The organism is Actinoplanes sp. NPDC049598 (assembly GCF_040675435.1).
Classification (GTDB): domain Bacteria; phylum Actinomycetota; class Actinomycetes; order Mycobacteriales; family Micromonosporaceae; genus Actinoplanes.
In genome coordinates this window covers 59,097-73,596 of sequence record NZ_JBFAOX010000036.1, presented here as the reverse complement: position 1 = coordinate 73,596, position 14,500 = coordinate 59,097, and the positions used below count along the sequence as shown (strand labels likewise).

General features: G+C 70.7%; 12 protein-coding genes, 1 other RNA gene and 1 pseudogene. 8 read left to right on the top strand and 6 right to left on the bottom strand.

The features are described 5' to 3' along the window. Positions 1–116: 116 nt before the first annotated feature. The 5 genes from AB0J66_RS45085 (at position 117) to AB0J66_RS45065 (ending at position 3,917) form a co-directional block, all read left to right on the top strand. The gene (locus AB0J66_RS45085) at positions 117–1,310 is read left to right on the top strand and encodes a M23 family metallopeptidase (protein WP_364674330.1); all 1,194 of its coding nucleotides are present in this window, start codon (positions 117–119) and stop codon (positions 1,308–1,310) included. Between the two features lie 53 nt (positions 1,311–1,363). Then, complete coding sequence (gene smpB, locus AB0J66_RS45080; protein WP_364674280.1) at positions 1,364–1,840, top strand: SsrA-binding protein SmpB; 477 nt, start codon at positions 1,364–1,366, stop codon at positions 1,838–1,840. Between the two features lie 45 nt (positions 1,841–1,885). Then, positions 1,886–2,590 (top strand): cellulose binding domain-containing protein, encoded by a 705-nt coding sequence (locus tag AB0J66_RS45075; RefSeq protein ID WP_364674278.1) that lies wholly within the window; start codon positions 1,886–1,888, stop codon positions 2,588–2,590. A gap of 33 nt (positions 2,591–2,623) precedes the next feature. Further along, positions 2,624–3,002, top strand: a transfer-messenger RNA (tmRNA) gene (gene ssrA / locus AB0J66_RS45070). A gap of 186 nt (positions 3,003–3,188) precedes the next feature. Then, positions 3,189–3,917, top strand: a complete 729-nt coding sequence (locus AB0J66_RS45065; RefSeq protein WP_364674275.1) for an NAD(P)-binding domain-containing protein — start codon at positions 3,189–3,191, stop codon at positions 3,915–3,917. Positions 3,918–4,073: 156 nt separating this feature from the next. Here AB0J66_RS45065 and AB0J66_RS45060 read toward each other — a convergent pair whose 3' ends face one another. The 3 genes from AB0J66_RS45060 to AB0J66_RS45050 form a co-directional block, all read right to left on the bottom strand. Next, a complete protein-coding gene (locus AB0J66_RS45060; RefSeq protein WP_364674273.1) occupies positions 4,074–5,645 on the bottom strand; it encodes an alpha/beta fold hydrolase in 1,572 nt (523 codons plus the stop codon). Positions 5,646–5,767: 122 nt separating this feature from the next. Next, on the bottom strand, positions 5,768–7,105 hold the full coding sequence (locus AB0J66_RS45055) for a HAMP domain-containing sensor histidine kinase (RefSeq protein WP_364674271.1): 1,338 nt from the start codon (positions 7,103–7,105) through the stop codon (positions 5,768–5,770). Positions 7,106–7,161: 56 nt separating this feature from the next. Next, the gene (locus AB0J66_RS45050; RefSeq protein ID WP_364674328.1) at positions 7,162–7,836 is read right to left on the bottom strand and encodes a response regulator transcription factor; all 675 of its coding nucleotides are present in this window, start codon (positions 7,834–7,836) and stop codon (positions 7,162–7,164) included. A gap of 158 nt (positions 7,837–7,994) precedes the next feature. On the opposite strand from AB0J66_RS45050, the gene AB0J66_RS45045 reads away from it, so the two are divergent. Then, on the top strand, positions 7,995–8,585 hold the full coding sequence (locus AB0J66_RS45045; protein WP_364674269.1) for a helix-turn-helix domain-containing protein: 591 nt from the start codon (positions 7,995–7,997) through the stop codon (positions 8,583–8,585). A 42-nt stretch (positions 8,586–8,627) separates the two neighbouring features. Here AB0J66_RS45045 and AB0J66_RS45040 read toward each other — a convergent pair whose 3' ends face one another. Further along, positions 8,628–9,392 (bottom strand): helix-turn-helix transcriptional regulator, encoded by a 765-nt coding sequence (locus AB0J66_RS45040; protein WP_364674266.1) that lies wholly within the window; start codon positions 9,390–9,392, stop codon positions 8,628–8,630. A 68-nt stretch (positions 9,393–9,460) separates the two neighbouring features. Here AB0J66_RS45040 and AB0J66_RS45035 point away from each other — a divergent pair, with 68 nt between their 5' ends. Further along, on the top strand, positions 9,461–10,516 hold the full coding sequence (locus tag AB0J66_RS45035) for a zinc-binding dehydrogenase (RefSeq protein ID WP_364674263.1): 1,056 nt from the start codon (positions 9,461–9,463) through the stop codon (positions 10,514–10,516). Between the two features lie 3 nt (positions 10,517–10,519). On the opposite strand, the pseudogene AB0J66_RS45030 reads toward AB0J66_RS45035, so the two are convergent. Then, positions 10,520–11,902: pseudogene (locus AB0J66_RS45030) on the bottom strand (methionine--tRNA ligase); the annotation flags it as partial. A gap of 251 nt (positions 11,903–12,153) precedes the next feature. Between AB0J66_RS45030 and AB0J66_RS45025 the strand changes: the two are divergent. Beyond that, positions 12,154–13,767 (top strand): methyl-accepting chemotaxis protein, encoded by a 1,614-nt coding sequence (locus AB0J66_RS45025; RefSeq protein WP_364674261.1) that lies wholly within the window; start codon positions 12,154–12,156, stop codon positions 13,765–13,767. Here the strand turns inward: AB0J66_RS45025 and AB0J66_RS45020 are convergent. Next, positions 13,764–14,459 carry a lytic transglycosylase domain-containing protein gene (locus tag AB0J66_RS45020; RefSeq protein WP_364674259.1) on the bottom strand — a complete coding sequence of 232 codons (696 nt, stop codon included), beginning with the start codon at positions 14,457–14,459 and terminating at the stop codon, positions 13,764–13,766. The genes AB0J66_RS45025 and AB0J66_RS45020 overlap by 4 nt on opposite strands. Positions 14,460–14,500: the final 41 nt, after the last annotated feature.

Sequence of the window (14,500 nt, the reverse complement as noted above, 5' to 3'; positions counted from 1 at the left end):
GGCCGCATCCCCCCTCGATGGGGGACGCGGCCGTTGGGCGTTTTAGCCGATCAAATGCCCGTGCCGGAGTACGGTGGCATTCCGTGGGGTCTTATAGCCGGATTTTTGCCTTCTTGGTGATTTGTGCGAGTCTGCTCGCCGCGCCAAGCCCGGCCCGCGCCGACCCGAACAGCCCCGACCAGGCCGCCCGCGCCGTCCACCAGGCCGAGGCCGTGCTCGAAGAGGCGACCGACACCGCCCGCGCCGCGGCCCGCCGGCTGGAGGCCGCCACCGCGGCCATGCCCTCGGCTCAGCAGCGGGTCGCCACCTCGCGAGGTGCCGTGGCCGCCGCCATCACCGCGGCCAACACCGCCTCGCGCCGGGCCGACGCCGCCCGGGCCGCCTACGACCGGGTCGCCACCCGGTTCCAGCAGGCGCAGGACAAGGTCGCCGAGTCCCGGTCCCGGGTCGACGAGATCGCCCAGGCCAGCTACATGGGTGGCAACATCGCCCGGATCAACCTGCTGGTCGAGGCGACCGGGCCGGCCGACATGATGGACCGGCTGAGCATGGTCCAGCAGATCATGCGCACCCAGCAGCGTGAGGTGGACACGCTGGTCGGGGCGCGACGCGAAGCCCGTACCGAACAAGACCGCGCCGGACTCGCCAAGCGTGAGTCGGAAGAGGCCGAGGCGGCCGCGCGCGCCAAGCTGGTCGCCGCCCAGGCGGCCCAGGCCGCCGCCGAGCGGGCCCGGAAGGCGCTGGCCGCCCTCGCCGCGAGCCGGGCCCAGGCGCTGCGGGTGGCGAACTCGCAGCGGGCCGCCGTGCTCGCCCGCTACCGCGCGGCCAAGGCCGAGGAAGCGCGCATCCAGCAAGCGCTGCGCGGCTACTCGGTCAAGTCGGGGCAGCGACGGTACGAGGGCGGCCGGCTCTACATGCCGGTCAACGGCTGGAAATCCAGTGACTACGGACAGCGATACGACCCGTACTACCGTGTGTGGCAATTGCATGCCGGGGCGGACTTCGCGGCCGGCGGCGGCACACCGATCCACGCCGCGGCCGACGGGCGGGTGATCAGGGCGGGCTGGGCCGGTGGCTACGGCCGCTACACCTGCATCGACCACGGGAAGATCAGCGGAGTCGGCTTCACCACCTGCTACGGCCACCAGTCGGCGATGCTCGTGCACATCGGCGAGTACGTACGCCGCGGCGAGATCATCGGGCGGGTCGGCACCACCGGCGCCTCCACCGGCAACCATCTGCACTTCGAGACCCGCTTCGACGGCGTACCCCGCAACCCGCTGCCCTACCTGCCCGGCTGCCTCTGCTGACCCCTGTAACATTGACGGGTTGGTTTCAGCTCTTCATAGGGGGTCGGTGGGTCATGCCACGCGAACAGGGGCGCAAAGTCGTCGCCTCCAACCGCAAGGCCCGCCACGACTACAGCATCCTCGACACGTACGAGGCCGGCCTCCAGCTCACCGGCACCGAGGTCAAGTCGCTGCGGGCCGGGCGGGCCTCCCTGGTCGACGCGTTCGGTCAGGAAACGTACGGTGAGCTCTTCCTGCACGGCATGCACATCCCGGAGTACACGCAGGGCACGTGGACCAACCACGAGCCCCGCCGCACCCGCAAGCTGCTGCTGCACCGCGAGGAGATCGCCAAGATCCGCGGCAAGCTCCGCGACGACGGCGTCACCCTGGTCCCGCTCCAGGTCTACTTCAACAACGGGTACGCCAAGGTCGAGATCGGTCTCGCCAAGGGCAAGAAGAGCTACGACAAGCGGCAGGACTTGGCGGCACGAGACGCCCAGAAGGAAATCAACCGGGCGGTCGGACGACGTGCGAAAGGCATCGCCTGAGGTATGCTCCGCCCGCTTCTTTGATCTTCGCGGGGGGAACGACCGTTGCCATCCAAGCACTCCGTGCGCCTGTTCGCCCCCGCCCGGGTCGTCCTGAGCTTCTCGGTCGCGATCCTCGTCCTGCTGGTCGTCTGGGTCGCGGTCCGCGCGGTCGGCCCGGCCGAGGCGGCCCGCCAGCCCTCGGTGGTCCTGCCGTCGATGCCGCAGGTGCCGCTCGTCGTCTCCGACTCGCCGGCCCCGTCCTCGGCCGCACCGACGTCGGCTAAGTCCTCGCCGTCGCCGGCCGCCTCCTCGCCCTCGCCGTCCGCCGCACGCAGCCGGTCGGTTGCTCCGCGTACCTCCAGCCCTTCGCCCTCGTCCTCGGCCTCGAAACCGACTCTCAAGCCGGTCACCACGGCGCCCACGCCCAAGACCACCACCAAGCCGGCGCCTCAGACCGACATCGAGGCCCAGCTGTCGGTCACCGCCAGCTGGGACGGGGGCTATGTCGCGTTCGTACGCGTCGTGAACGAGGGGGACGCCGCCGCCCAGTGGCGCGTGACCGTCACCCACTCCGGGTTGAACGACATGGAGCTGCGCGGCACCTGGAACGCCTCCGGCAGCCAGAGCGGCAGCAGCCTGAGCTTCAGCGGCGACCCGCTGGCCCCCGGCAAGTCCGCCACCTTCGGATACCAGATCACCAAGAGCGGCCGCGGCAACGCCCGCCCCGCCGGCTGCAGCGCCGTGGGCGGATCTTGCAGCGTGAGGTAAACTTTTGGGTGCCGCATTCGTGCGGCCCTACTAGGGGGTGACTGGTTTCGACTTCGTACGTGGAGACAGGGGAAGCGAGCCGAGGAAGCCGACGTCGTCTCGAGAATCGGTCGTCGGAAAACTATAAGCGCCAAGGATAACTCCCGCGCTGACTTCGCTCTTGCCGCCTGAGGTAAGTAGCTAAGTCTGTCGGTCTGAGATCGCCTTCGACTCAGTTCACCGGCATCAGCTAGAAGGCTGGCCAAACAGTCCCAGTCGTGAGGACTGTGCGGCGAGATCAAACACGACTGGGCCCGCCATCCGGACTTGCTCACGTGAGCCGGAGGGCCGAGTAGAGGCATAGTGAGCTGCGCTCGGAGAAGCCCTGACAAAGCAACGAAGGACCCGGGTTCGATTCCCGGCACCTCCACGAGTCGATGGCGACCCTTGTCCGCAGAGAGCGCGGACCGGGTCGCCTCGTCATATCTACCTGGGGGGCGACCCCCCAGACCCCCACGGTGCGGTGGTTGCGCTAGGTGGGCGCTCGCGGTGGGGGAGTGGCGCCTTTCGGTGGAGCGGCTGTGTCTCGCGGCTGCTCGAAGTGCTCCGGTTTGGCTTGATGTGGCGCCTGTCACGGCGGGGCGCCGAGTGGAATCCAGGGTCGGTCGGCGAGGTTTGTGCCGTTATGACGACGCTTGGAATCATCGGTAGTGGCAACATCGGAAGCACCGTGGCTCGGCTGGCCGTCTCCGCCGGTCACGACGTGGTACTGAGTAACTCGCGGGGCCCGGAGACCCTCCAGGATCTGGTGGCCGAGCTCGGACCCAAGGCGCGGGCCGCGACGGCGGCGGAAGCGGCGGCAGCCGGCGATGTCGTGGTCGTAACCGTGCCGCTCAAGGCGTACCGGGACGTCCCGGTCGAGCCGCTGGCAGGCAAGGTCGTCATCGACACCAACAACTACTACCCGGACCGTGACGGCGTGTTCGACGAGCTGGAGGACGGTTCCACCACCACCGGTGAGCTGTTGCAGAAGCACCTTCCGGAAGCCCGCGTGGTGAAGGGATTCAACAACATCTGGTTCGATCACCTGCGGACCCTCGCGCGGCCGGCCGGCAGCCCGGACCGATCGGCGCTGCCGATCGCCGGTGACGATGCCGCGGCCAAGAAGGTGGTCGCTGAGCTGCTCGACAGCCTCGGCTACGACACCGTCGACGCCGGGCCGCTGGCCGAGAACCGGCGCACCCAGCGGGACACCCCGGTCTACGTCGTTCCCTACGGCCAGTACGGAGTGCTTCCCGGCACGCCGGCGAGCGCGCAGGTCGTTCGCGACGCCCTCGCCGCCGCCTAACCGGACTCACAGGCCGACCAAGCATCGACGATCGGTGGGAGGCGTGCACGACTCCTCGAGGACCTCTCGCGGTTGCCTGGGGTGAGGCGGCAGTGTTGGATCAGCATCGCTCACAGAGAGCGGCGCCGCCCGGATGGGTGGCGCCGCTCTCTCGTTTCAGCTCAGCCAGTTCACGGTGAGCGGGTGTTTGCGCAAGGTCTCGGAGCGGCGCTGCTCGCCCGCGCGGTCGAGGTTCAGGCCGGAGCGGGTGGAGGCTGAGCAGCTCGTGTCGGGTGGGAGGACGCCGTCGACCAGCCAGGCGGTGCCGATGTTGAGGGCGCACGGGTTGTCGTCGAAGACGTAGACGCCGTGCTGGTTCTCGTCGACGGTGACCAGGCGGGACCGGTGGGCGAACTTGGCCCGGATGATCTGCCCGCCCCGCAGCGGCGTGGCGGCGTCCCGGCGGTTCTGCAGGATCAGGATGTTGGCCGGACCGTCGTCGTCGACGGCGACCTGCGGCTCGGTCGGCCCGCGGGACCAGAAGGCACACGGGTTGATGTTGGCCGACGCCGCGCCGAACATCGGATATTTCTCGCGGTCCTCGGCGACACTGCGCCGGTACACCCCGACGTTGCTTGGCCAGTCACTGTCGTTGCAGGTCACGGCCAGGAAAGCGGAGAAGAAGTTGGAGTACGGGCTGGGCGCGGCCGCGGGCCGTACGCCGGCCGTCACCGCACCGGCCGCCTTGACCTCCTGCCAGTTGCGGGCCAGCGCCGGATAGCTGGACTCGTTGTACAGCGAGGCGAAGGTGTTGACCCGGAAGTCGCCGCCGTCCATGAAGGGCAGCGGTTGCTCGTCGAGCCGCTCGGCCAGCGCGAAGTAGGTGGCGCGGACCTGCCCGGGCGTGCGGCCCAGGCCGTACGAGCTGTGCCGGGCCGCCGCCCACCGGGCGAAGTCCGGGAACGCCTGCTCGAAGCCCAGCCCGAAGCGGCGCACGCCGGCGCGGGTCAGCGCGGTGTCGCCGGGGTTGCTGTCGATGACGACCCGGTCGGTGGTGTCCGGGAACATCGAGGCGTACGCGGCGCCGAGCGCCGACCCGTACGAGTAGCCGAGGAAGCTGGCTTTCCGCTCGCCCAGCGCGGCCCGGATCCGGTCCAGGTCGCGTGCCGTGTTGGCCGTCGAGATGTGCGCCATCCGCCCCTCGGCGTCGTGGGCCGCGCACTGCTCGGCGACCGCCCGGGCGGCGGCGGCCTGCTCGAGGACCGCGGCGTCGTTCTCGGCCCACGGCGGCACGTTGCCCGGGTAGTCCTGGTCGTCGGTGAATCCGCAGTCGACCCGGGCCGAGTAGCCGACACCCCGGGGGTCCATGCCGATCAGGTCGTACGCGTCGGTGACGCTCGCCGGAACGCCCAGGTCGAGCAGGTCGTTCGGCATCGTCAGCCCCGAGCCGCCCGGCCCGCCCGGGTTGAGCAGCAGCACGCCGCGCCGCTTCTGCGGGTTCGCGCTGGCGATCCGCGACAGCATCAGGTCGATCTGCGTCCCGTCCGGATCCCGGTAGTCGAGCGGTACCGTCACTGTCCCGCACTGTACCGCCGGGGCGGCCGCCGCGATCGGGGCCGGGCAGGCGCCCCACTCCACCTGCCCGGTGCTGCCGCCGGCGGCTGCGGCCGGCGCCGCCGCCAGTGACCCGCAGAGTCCGATCGCGACGGCCAGAGCCAGTCCTCGCCGTATGCCATTTCTTCGATTCATGGATCCAGTGCAGAGGGTGTTCCCGGCACACGGTCAAGCCCGCCCCGTTGAGCGACGGGCGTCGGCCGCCGACGAGGAGGAGCCCGTGCTGCAACGGTGAGCGGGCGGCAGGAACGAGATCCTCAATGACCGGGCGAGGCCGCAGCCGGAAGGACGACCCGCAGCAGCGCACCACCGCGGGCGGAGCGGGCGACGGTGACCCGGCCGCTGTGGGCGTCGACGACCCGCTGCACGATCGACAGTCCCAGACCGGATCCCGGCAGCGCCCGGGCGCTGTCGGCCCGGTAGAACCGGTCGAACACCCGCGGCACGTCGGCGGCGTCGATACCCGGTCCGGCGTCGTCCACCTCGAGCACCGCCGACGTGCCCTCGGCGAAGAGCCGGAGGAGGATCGGCCGGCCGGCGGGGGACCATTTGCCGGCGTTGTCGATGAGGTTGAGCACCGCCCGCTGGAGGGCGGCGGGCCGGCCGCTCACCCACACGGACATGACGTCGAGCGTGATCTCGATGTCGGGCATGCGGGAACGGGCCCGGGTCGCGGCCGCCACCACCACGTCGGCGAAGTCGATCAGCTCGGTGCTCTCGTCGTTGACGTCACCACGCGCCAGGTCGGTCAACTCGGCGGCCAGGGTGCTCAACTCGGCCACCTGGGCGCCGAGATCGTTGAGCAGCCGGGTCCGGCTCCCCGCCGGCAGCGCGCTGTCCAGGGTGCCGCGCCGATCGAGCCGGATCAGCAGCTCGACATTGAGGCGCAGGCTGGTCAACGGGGTCTTGAGCTCGTGGGCGGCGTCCTCGGCGAGCAGCCGCTGGGCCCGCCGGGAATCCCGGAGCGCGGCGAGCATGTCATTGATCGACTGGATCAGCCGCCGGATCTCGCCACCGCCCTCGTCCGGGATGTCGGCGTCGAGGTCCCTGGTGTGCGCGACGCGGACCGCGGCGGCGGTCAGCCGGTCGATCGGTGCCAGCCCGGCCCGCGCCACGGTTCGCCCGACCAGGGCGCCCCCGGCCACGCAGAGCAGCCCGATCAACAGCATGCCGAACCCGAACTCGTTGATCGGGCTGTCGTCGGCAAGGTCGGCCACCTGAACCGCGCCGCCGCCCACCCGCCGCGTGTAGACGCGGTAGCCGTCGTTCCAGTCGGTCGACTCCAGCAGGTCGGTAGCCGCGCCTTGCGCCACGCGCCGTGCGTCCTCGCTGACCGGGGGCAGCGCCGGCTGGCCGGCCGGCGTCCGCGTCGAGCCGTCGGGCAGGATGACCCGCATCAGCCGACCGGCTCCCGGGTACGGCGGCAGCGGGACCTGCGCCAGACCGGCGCGCTCCGCGTTGGTGGCCAGGACGCGGGAGTCGGCGTGCAGCTGATCCGCGGCGGTGGCCCGGAGCTTGCGGTCCATCAGCTCGCTGGCCACCTGGAAGGACACGAACACGCTGACCGCGATCGCGGTCGCCGCGATCACCGTCATCCTCCTCCGCAAGGACTGCCGGCGCCACCACCGGATCCACCGGCCCCCGGACCTGGTCACGGAGGAGTCTCCCGCAACGTGTAGCCCAAACCGCGCAACGTGTAGAGCAATCGCGGCTCGCCCTCGGCCTCCATCTTGCGGCGCAGGTAGCTCACGTAGACCTGGAGGTTGTTGGCGGTGGTGCTCATGTCGAAGCCCCAGATCGCCTCGAACAGCGCATCGCGGGTCAGCACCCGGGTCGCGTTGCGCACGAGGACTTGCAGGAGGGAGAACTCGGTGCGGGTCAGGCGCAGCGGCCGCCCTCCCCGCCACGCCTCGAACCGGTCGGGATCGAGCCGGACGTCGGCGAACGACAGGACCTGCGACTCGTCGTCGCCCGGCCCGCGCCGGCGCAGCAGGGCCCGCACCCGGGCCAGCAACTCCTCGGTGGCGAACGGCTTGGGCAGATAGTCGTCGGCCCCGGCGTCCAGCCCCGCGACCCGGTCGGCGACCTGATCCCGGGCGGTCAGCATGAGCACCGGCAGGTCCCGGCCCGCCGCCCGCAGCCGCCGGCAGGTCTCCAACCCGCCGAGGCGGGGCATCATCACGTCGAGGATCAGCAGATCCGGCGCGTCGCCACCGACCCCCTCGAGCACGGCGAGACCGTTGGCGACGGTGCTGGTCTCATAACCCTCGACCTGCAGCACCCGCTCCAGCGACTCACGGATGGCCGCCTCGTCATCCGCGATCATGATCCGCACGCCGGCCCGTCCTCTCAGTGGGTGCTTCTCCGCTCATCCTCGCCGATCAACCTGAAGCCAGGATTAGAACCGTCGCCGCTGTTCGGTCAAGTCATCGACGACCTAGCATGCGGCCATGGCGAACGGGGGAGCGGCTGCTGAGCAAGGGCGTGGTCGAGGCGCTGAGTCGGCCGGGCGAGGGTGTGACGGATCAGGCGGGGTTGGCGGCGTTTCTTGATTCGCTGCTGGATGAGCTGCCGTGGTGGGATCGGGGCTGGCGGGTGTCTGACGTCGGCATGCCGCGCCGGTGCTCCTCGTCCCTGGGGCTGGCGCCTGGAGCTGTGCAGGTGGTTGAGGTTGTCGTGCCTGGTTCGTTGAGCCTGGGCGCGGGTGAAGCGCAGTTGTTTGTGGCGCAGGTCAGGCTGCTTGAGGACCGGCTCCTACGGTGGCAGATGAAGGTCGGGGACAAGGTCGTCGGGCCGGCGCTCGCCCCGGCGGGGGAAACCGACCCGCATCCCTTCGGCGCCGTGTTCCGGCTGTTGGTCGAGATGCGTGGTCTGTCGTCGGACGAGATGGCCCGGCGGACCGGGCGGGCAATGACGACGATCAGGAAGCTCCGCGACGGCCGCCTTGTCCCCGAACGCGCCCTGATCGAGGAGGTCGCTCGAGCGCTGGACCTGCCGTCAGCGGATCTGGGCATGATCGCGGGACTGGATCCGGCCGACCCCGGAAGCACACCGGGTCTGCCCCGCCTCGGGTGACGTGCTCCGGGACGTCGGCTGACCCGAGCCGGCGAACTGTCGTCACAAGGGGGGTAGGTGGTAGACGACCAGCGTCTGTTCGGGTTGCTCGGCCACGTGGAACGCGGCGTGGGGGACGGTGATCACGCCCAGCCGGGGGTGGCGGAGCCGTTTGCTGCCCGCGTGGCTGAACTGGATGTCGTACCGCTGCCACCAGTCGCGGGCCTCGGGGCTCGCCTCGGTCAGCTCAGCCACCAGCCGGGTCACTCGCGGGTGACCCGGGTGCCGGCCCGCGATCGCCCTCAGCCGGGCCAGGATGTGGCGCGCCTCCGGCTCCCAGTCGACCAGGATGTCGCGGGCGGCCGGTTCGGTGAACATCCAGCGGACGACGTTGCCGCCCGGCGCCATCCCCCGGAACAGCTCCGCCGCGGCGTCGTTGGCGGCGAGAACGTCGTAGCAGAGACCGGTGACGTACGCCGGGTTGTCGCCCAGGAGCGCCGGAACGCCCGCGATCTCGGCCGCCGCCTCCTCCGGGGCGCCCTGCCCGCTTCCCCCCCCCCCGCCGTCGGCCAGGTGGCGCAGGTGCTCCTGTTCGGCGCCGGTCAGCCGGAGGGCCCGGGCCAGCGCGTCGAGCACCTGGGCGGAGGGCTGCACGTCGCGGCCCTGCTCGAGGTAGGTGAGCCAGGTGGCGCTGATGCCGGCCAGCAGGGCCAGCTCCTCGCGGCGCAGGCCGGGTGTGCGCCGGCGGCCGGTCGTCGGCAGGCCCAGGCCGGCCGGGCTCAGCCGTTCGCGGCGGCTGCGGAGAAAGGCGCCGAGTTCGGTGCTCACCCTGGAACCTCCAATACCAGAATAAAGCGGCTCTGGATACCAGCTTAAAGCCGCCCGAAGCTTGGCTCATGCATGCTTGGACGATTGCTTCCCCGAACGAAGACGTACGCCTCAGCGAGGTTCCCGAACCGGCCCTCACCGGCGGTGGGGTGCTCGTGGAGGTGCTCGCCGCGCATCTGCCGGCGTACACGAAAATGGTGGTGACGGGTAACCGTGGCGGTCTCCCCACGCCGCCGCTCACCCTCGGCCCGGCCTGCATCGGCCGGGTGATCGACGTGGCCCCCGACGTGTTCCACGTGGCCCCGGGCGACATCGTGGTGGACACGGCGCTGCTCGACGCCGGTGACGGCGACGAGATTCTGGTGGGATGGGTCGGTCTGGGCGGCTCCGGCGCCGGCAGTGAGCGTACGGCCCGCATGCGCGCCCAATGGCACGACGGGGTCTTCGCCGAGAAGGCGCTGTGCGCGAAGGAGACGCTCGTCAAGCTGCCCGGCGCGGAGAAATACCCGGATCTCGCTCGCCTGTCGTTCCTGCCGTGGCTCTGCATCGCCGCGGCCGGCCTGCACGCGGCGGGCCCGCTGGCCGGCCGCGACGTCGCCGTGATCGGTGCGACGGGCCAGCTGGGCGGCGCGGCGGTGGTGACGGCGCTGGCCGAGGGGGCCGCATCGGTCACCGCGGTGGGCCGTAACACCGAGGTTCTCGATCGGCTGGCCGAACTCGGCCCCCGGGTCCGGACCCATCGGCTGACCGGTGACCGAGCAACCGACGCGGCCGGTATCGGGCCGGTCGATGTGGCCCTCGACGCCCTCGGCGCCACACCGACGGCGGACGCGACGATGGCCGCGTACGACAGCCTCCGCGGGCACGGCACTCTGGTGCTCATCGGCGGCGTACGCCAGGACCTGACCATCCCGTACGGCGACCTGATGCACCGCCGGCTCACCCTGCGCGGCTCCTGGATGAGCGACGACGAGACGGTGACCACGGTGTGGAACCTGATCCGGGCCGGTCTTCTGGACCTGTCCGTGATCGAACCGCTGACGGTCGGCTTGGACGACCCGGCGGCCGCGCTCGACCTGGCGGAGCGAACGACCGGTCTCCGCTTCGTGGCTCTCGTTCCCTGACCGTCAGATCAAGCGGGGGAAGGCCGGCTCGGGCCGAGCGCCCGGCGTCAGTTGAGTTCGCAGCCGGTCGGCGGCGGCCGGGAGGAAGGGCTGGAGCTCATGGGCCAGCAGGCGGCAGACGTGGACCAATGTGGAGAGGACGGCGTCGGCATCGGGAGCCCGTTCCCAGGGGCGGCTGGTTTCGATGAAGCGGTTGGCCTCGGTCACGACTGCGGTCAGGGCCGTGGTCGCGGCTCGGAAGTCGAAGTCGTCCAGGGCCTGGTCGATGCGGGCGGGCAGCGTGGCGCAGGCGTTCGTCAGGTGAGCCGCCTCCCCGGTGTGGAGCGGGCGGACCTCGCCGGCTTGAAGTTTGTGGATCAGGGTCAGGGTGCGGTGGGTCAGGTTGCCGAAGCCGTTGGCAAGGTCGAGGTTGGCCCGGTGGATCAGGCGGTCGATGGTGAAGTCGGTGTCGCCGAGCGGGGCCACGTCGCGCAGCAGCCACCAGCGGACGGCGTCCGAGCCGTACAGGTCGGTCAGGGTTGCCGGGTCGACGGCATCACCGGCGCTCTTGGAGAGCTTCGCGCCGTCCACGGTCAGGTAGTCGTGCACGAAGATGGTGGTGGGTAGCGGCAGGCCGGCCGAGAGGAGCAGGGCCAGCCAGTAGACGGCGTGGAACCGGACGATGCCCTTGCCGATGACGTGGACCCGCTCGGCCGACTGATGCCCCAGCCGGCGGCCCGCGCCGCTGGGCGGGAGACGCTGAGGTCGCTGAGGCCGGCGCGAATGAAGGCGAGCACCTCGTTGCGGCGGGCAGCCGGCTTTATGCGTACCTCTCCGGTCTCTAAGAGCGCCAGCAGCCGGTCGGTGTAGCGGGACAAGCGGAAGAACCAGTTCTCCTCGGCCACGGGCTCGGGTGGCGTCAGATGCTCGGGACAGACGCCGTCGGTCAGCTCCGCCTCGGCGTAGAACTGCTCGCAGCCGGCGCAGTACAGGCCCTCGTACCGGCGGCGGTAGAAGTCGCCGGCGGCGGCGCACTGCTGCCACAGCCGGGTCACTCCGGCGGCGTGGCGCGGGTCGGCGCTGGTACGGATGAAATCGTCGAACGACAGCGCCAGCGGTTCGCGCAGGGCGGCGAACCTGGCCGCGTTGCTGTCCACGAAGGAGCGTACGTCCACGCCGGCGGCGCGGGCGGCGGTGACGTTCTTGAACGCGTTGTCGTCGGTTCCGGTCAGGAAGCGGACCGGTTGGCCCCGGAGCCGGCGGTGGCGCGCGAGGACGTCCGCCTGCACCAGCTCCAGCGCGTGCCCGAGGTGGGGAGCGGCGTTGACGTACGGGATGGCTGTGGTGATGTAGAAGCTCATCGTCTGCCTCTTTCGCTCGACCTGCCGGGAGCGGGGGAGAGACGATGCGACCGGCCCCGCGCGACAGGGGCCTGGTCGGTGGTGTTGCTAGCGCACGCCGAGGAACCCCGATGAGGGGCGCATCATCTTCTCGGCGCGCGGCTGCATGGACCGATGGTGCCAGAAGGGCCGGCCTTCGTACTACGCCTTTTACCGCCTGGCCGTGGCGAGGGTCACGGCTAAACGTCTTACCGATGGGTGGCGGATTACCGATAGCCCTTATAGCGGGCGGTTAGTGCCCGATCACTTGGAGCTTTCATGCGCATCGGGGATGTCAGCGTCGGCACCAGGCTCGGCGCTTCTTATTTGGTACTCACCGCATTGATCGTCACGGCGGCCGGGGCCGGCTGGTGGAGTCTGGGGCAGCAGTCCGACAAGCAGCGGGAGCTGGCCGCGTTGCAGACGTTGCGCGACGACGTGCAGACCGTCGCCTACGACGCGGCCGATGTCACGGGGTGGCAGGGGCTCGTGCTGGCCGACGCGGGCGCGTTCGGCAACGCGTACGCGATCAACGCGGCCAACTACAACCGCAAGGGCGAGCTGGCGGCCAAGGACCGCACCTACGCCGACCTCAAGGCCGTCGACACGAGCCTCATGACGGACGGCGAGAAGGCCGAGTTCGCCAAGCTGCAGCCGGCCTGGGACGACTTCTTCCAGTGGGACGACACCGTCATGGGCTGGCTCAAGCAGGACACCCGGGCCGCCCGGGCCAAGGCGATGACCAGTGTCAACGGCGGTGACGCGGCGACGTCGTACGGCGTCGTCCTGGACATCACCAGCACGCTGGAGAAGTCGGTCGACGGGCGGGTCGGGGCGCTGCAGGCCGACGTCGAGCGGGTGCGGGAGACGGGCGTACGCGTCCTGGGTGGCACTTTGCTTCTCGCCCTGCTCCTGGCCGTGGTGATGGGGGTGGCGGCCACCCGTTCCGTGGTCCGGCCGCTCGCCGTGGTCGTGGGCGCGCTGAACCGGCTGGCCGGCGGCGACCTCAAGGCCCGGGCCGGGCTGCAGCGCAAGGACGAGCTGGGGGAGCTGGGCGAGGCCCTCGACCGCACCGCCGCCTCGCTGGGTGGCACCGTGTCGGCGATCAACGGGCACGCCGTGACGCTGGCCGAGGCCGCTCAGGAGCTGGCGGCCGTGTCGAGCCAGATCGACGCGTCCAGCACCGAGACCGACGCGCAGGCCGAGGTGGTCGCTCAGGCCGCCGGTCACGTGTCCGGCAATGTACGGGTCCTGGAAGCCGGCAGCGCCGAGATGGCGCTGGCCATCGAGGAGATCGCCAAGGGCGCCGGTGAGGCGGCCCGGGTGGCGGCCGAGGCGGTCAGCGCGGTCGAGCGTACGACTGTGACCGTCGGCCAGCTGGGCGTCTCGTCGGCCGAGATCAGCAAGGTGATCGCGCTGATCACCTCAATCGCCGAGCAGACCAACCTGCTGGCGCTCAACGCGACGATCGAGGCGGCCCGGGCCGGTGAGTCGGGCAAGGGGTTCGCGGTGGTCGCGGGCGAGGTCAAGGAGCTCGCCCAGGAGACCGCGAAGGCGACGACGGAGATCTCCCGGCTGGTCGATCAGATCCAGGGCGACACCGGCGCGGCCGTCGGCGCCATCGACGGGATCGGCGACGTGGTCCGGCGGATCAGCGACCTGCAGACGGTGATCGCTGCCGCGGTCGAGGAGCAGACCGCGACGGCCAGCGAGATGGGGCGCAACGTGGCCGAGGTGGCCGGCAGCAGCTCCGAGATCGCGACGAACATCGCCGGGGTGGCGACGGCGGCCGCTTCCACGGCGACGGCCGTCACCCACTCCCGCCGCAGCACCGACGATCTGGCCCGGACCAGCGAGGAGCTGCGGGTGCTGGTGGCCGGCTTCCAGATCTAGTAGTTGCCGTTGTTCTGGAAGTTGTTCCAGGCGCCGCAGGGGGTCTTGTAACGCCCCTTGACGTAGCCCAGGCCCCACTTGATCTGGGTGGCGGGGTTGGTCTTCCAGTCGGCGCCGGCCGAGGCCATCTTGCTGCCGGGCAGCGACTGCGGGATGCCGTACGCTCCGGAGCCCTTGTTCTCGGCCTTGTAGTTCCAGCCGCTCTCTCTGGTCCACAGGTTGTTCAGGCAGGGGAACTGATCGATGCCGAAGCCGTAGTCGATCATCAGGGCACAGCCGATCTTGCGGCTCCCGCTGAACTCGTTGCAGGAGCCGGGGATCGGGCCGTCGTAGGGGACCGGACCGCCGTTCTCCAGGGCTTTCTTCTTCTCCTCGGCCTTCTTCTTGTCGGCCACGACCTGCTCCTCGAGGTCGTGGGCGCGGGCCGCGGTCAGCTTGGCGGCGGCGGCCGCCTTGGCCGCGGCCGCGCCCTCGGCCTCGCGCTGCCAGGCGCGGGCGGCGGCGTGCTCGCCCTGGCGCTGCTTGAGCAGGCTCAGATCCTGCGACTCGACCTGCAGGTCGACGACGGTGGAGGCCGACACCGGGGAGGGGATCACGCGATCCTTGCTCAGGTAGACGCCGCCGGCCAGCCCGGCCAGGAGCAGGCCGACCGATGCCGCGCGGACGCCGAGGCGGCCCAGACGCCGTTCCACGAGAGGTCCCTTCGCCGAGGATCAACGGCGAATACCATCAC

Coding starts and splice junctions, on each gene's coding strand:
- smpB (WP_364674280.1), top strand. CDS start 1,364: ATGCCACGCGAACAGGGGCGCAAAGTCGTCGCCTCCAACCGCAAGGCC.
- AB0J66_RS45055 (WP_364674271.1), bottom strand. CDS start 7,105: ATGACGGTGATCGCGGCGACCGCGATCGCGGTCAGCGTGTTCGTGTCC.
- AB0J66_RS45060 (WP_364674273.1), bottom strand. CDS start 5,645: ATGAATCGAAGAAATGGCATACGGCGAGGACTGGCTCTGGCCGTCGCG.
- AB0J66_RS45025 (WP_364674261.1), top strand. CDS start 12,154: ATGCGCATCGGGGATGTCAGCGTCGGCACCAGGCTCGGCGCTTCTTAT.
- AB0J66_RS45035 (WP_364674263.1), top strand. CDS start 9,461: ATGCATGCTTGGACGATTGCTTCCCCGAACGAAGACGTACGCCTCAGC.
- AB0J66_RS45050 (WP_364674328.1), bottom strand. CDS start 7,836: ATGATCGCGGATGACGAGGCGGCCATCCGTGAGTCGCTGGAGCGGGTG.
- AB0J66_RS45065 (WP_364674275.1), top strand. CDS start 3,189: ATGTGGCGCCTGTCACGGCGGGGCGCCGAGTGGAATCCAGGGTCGGTC.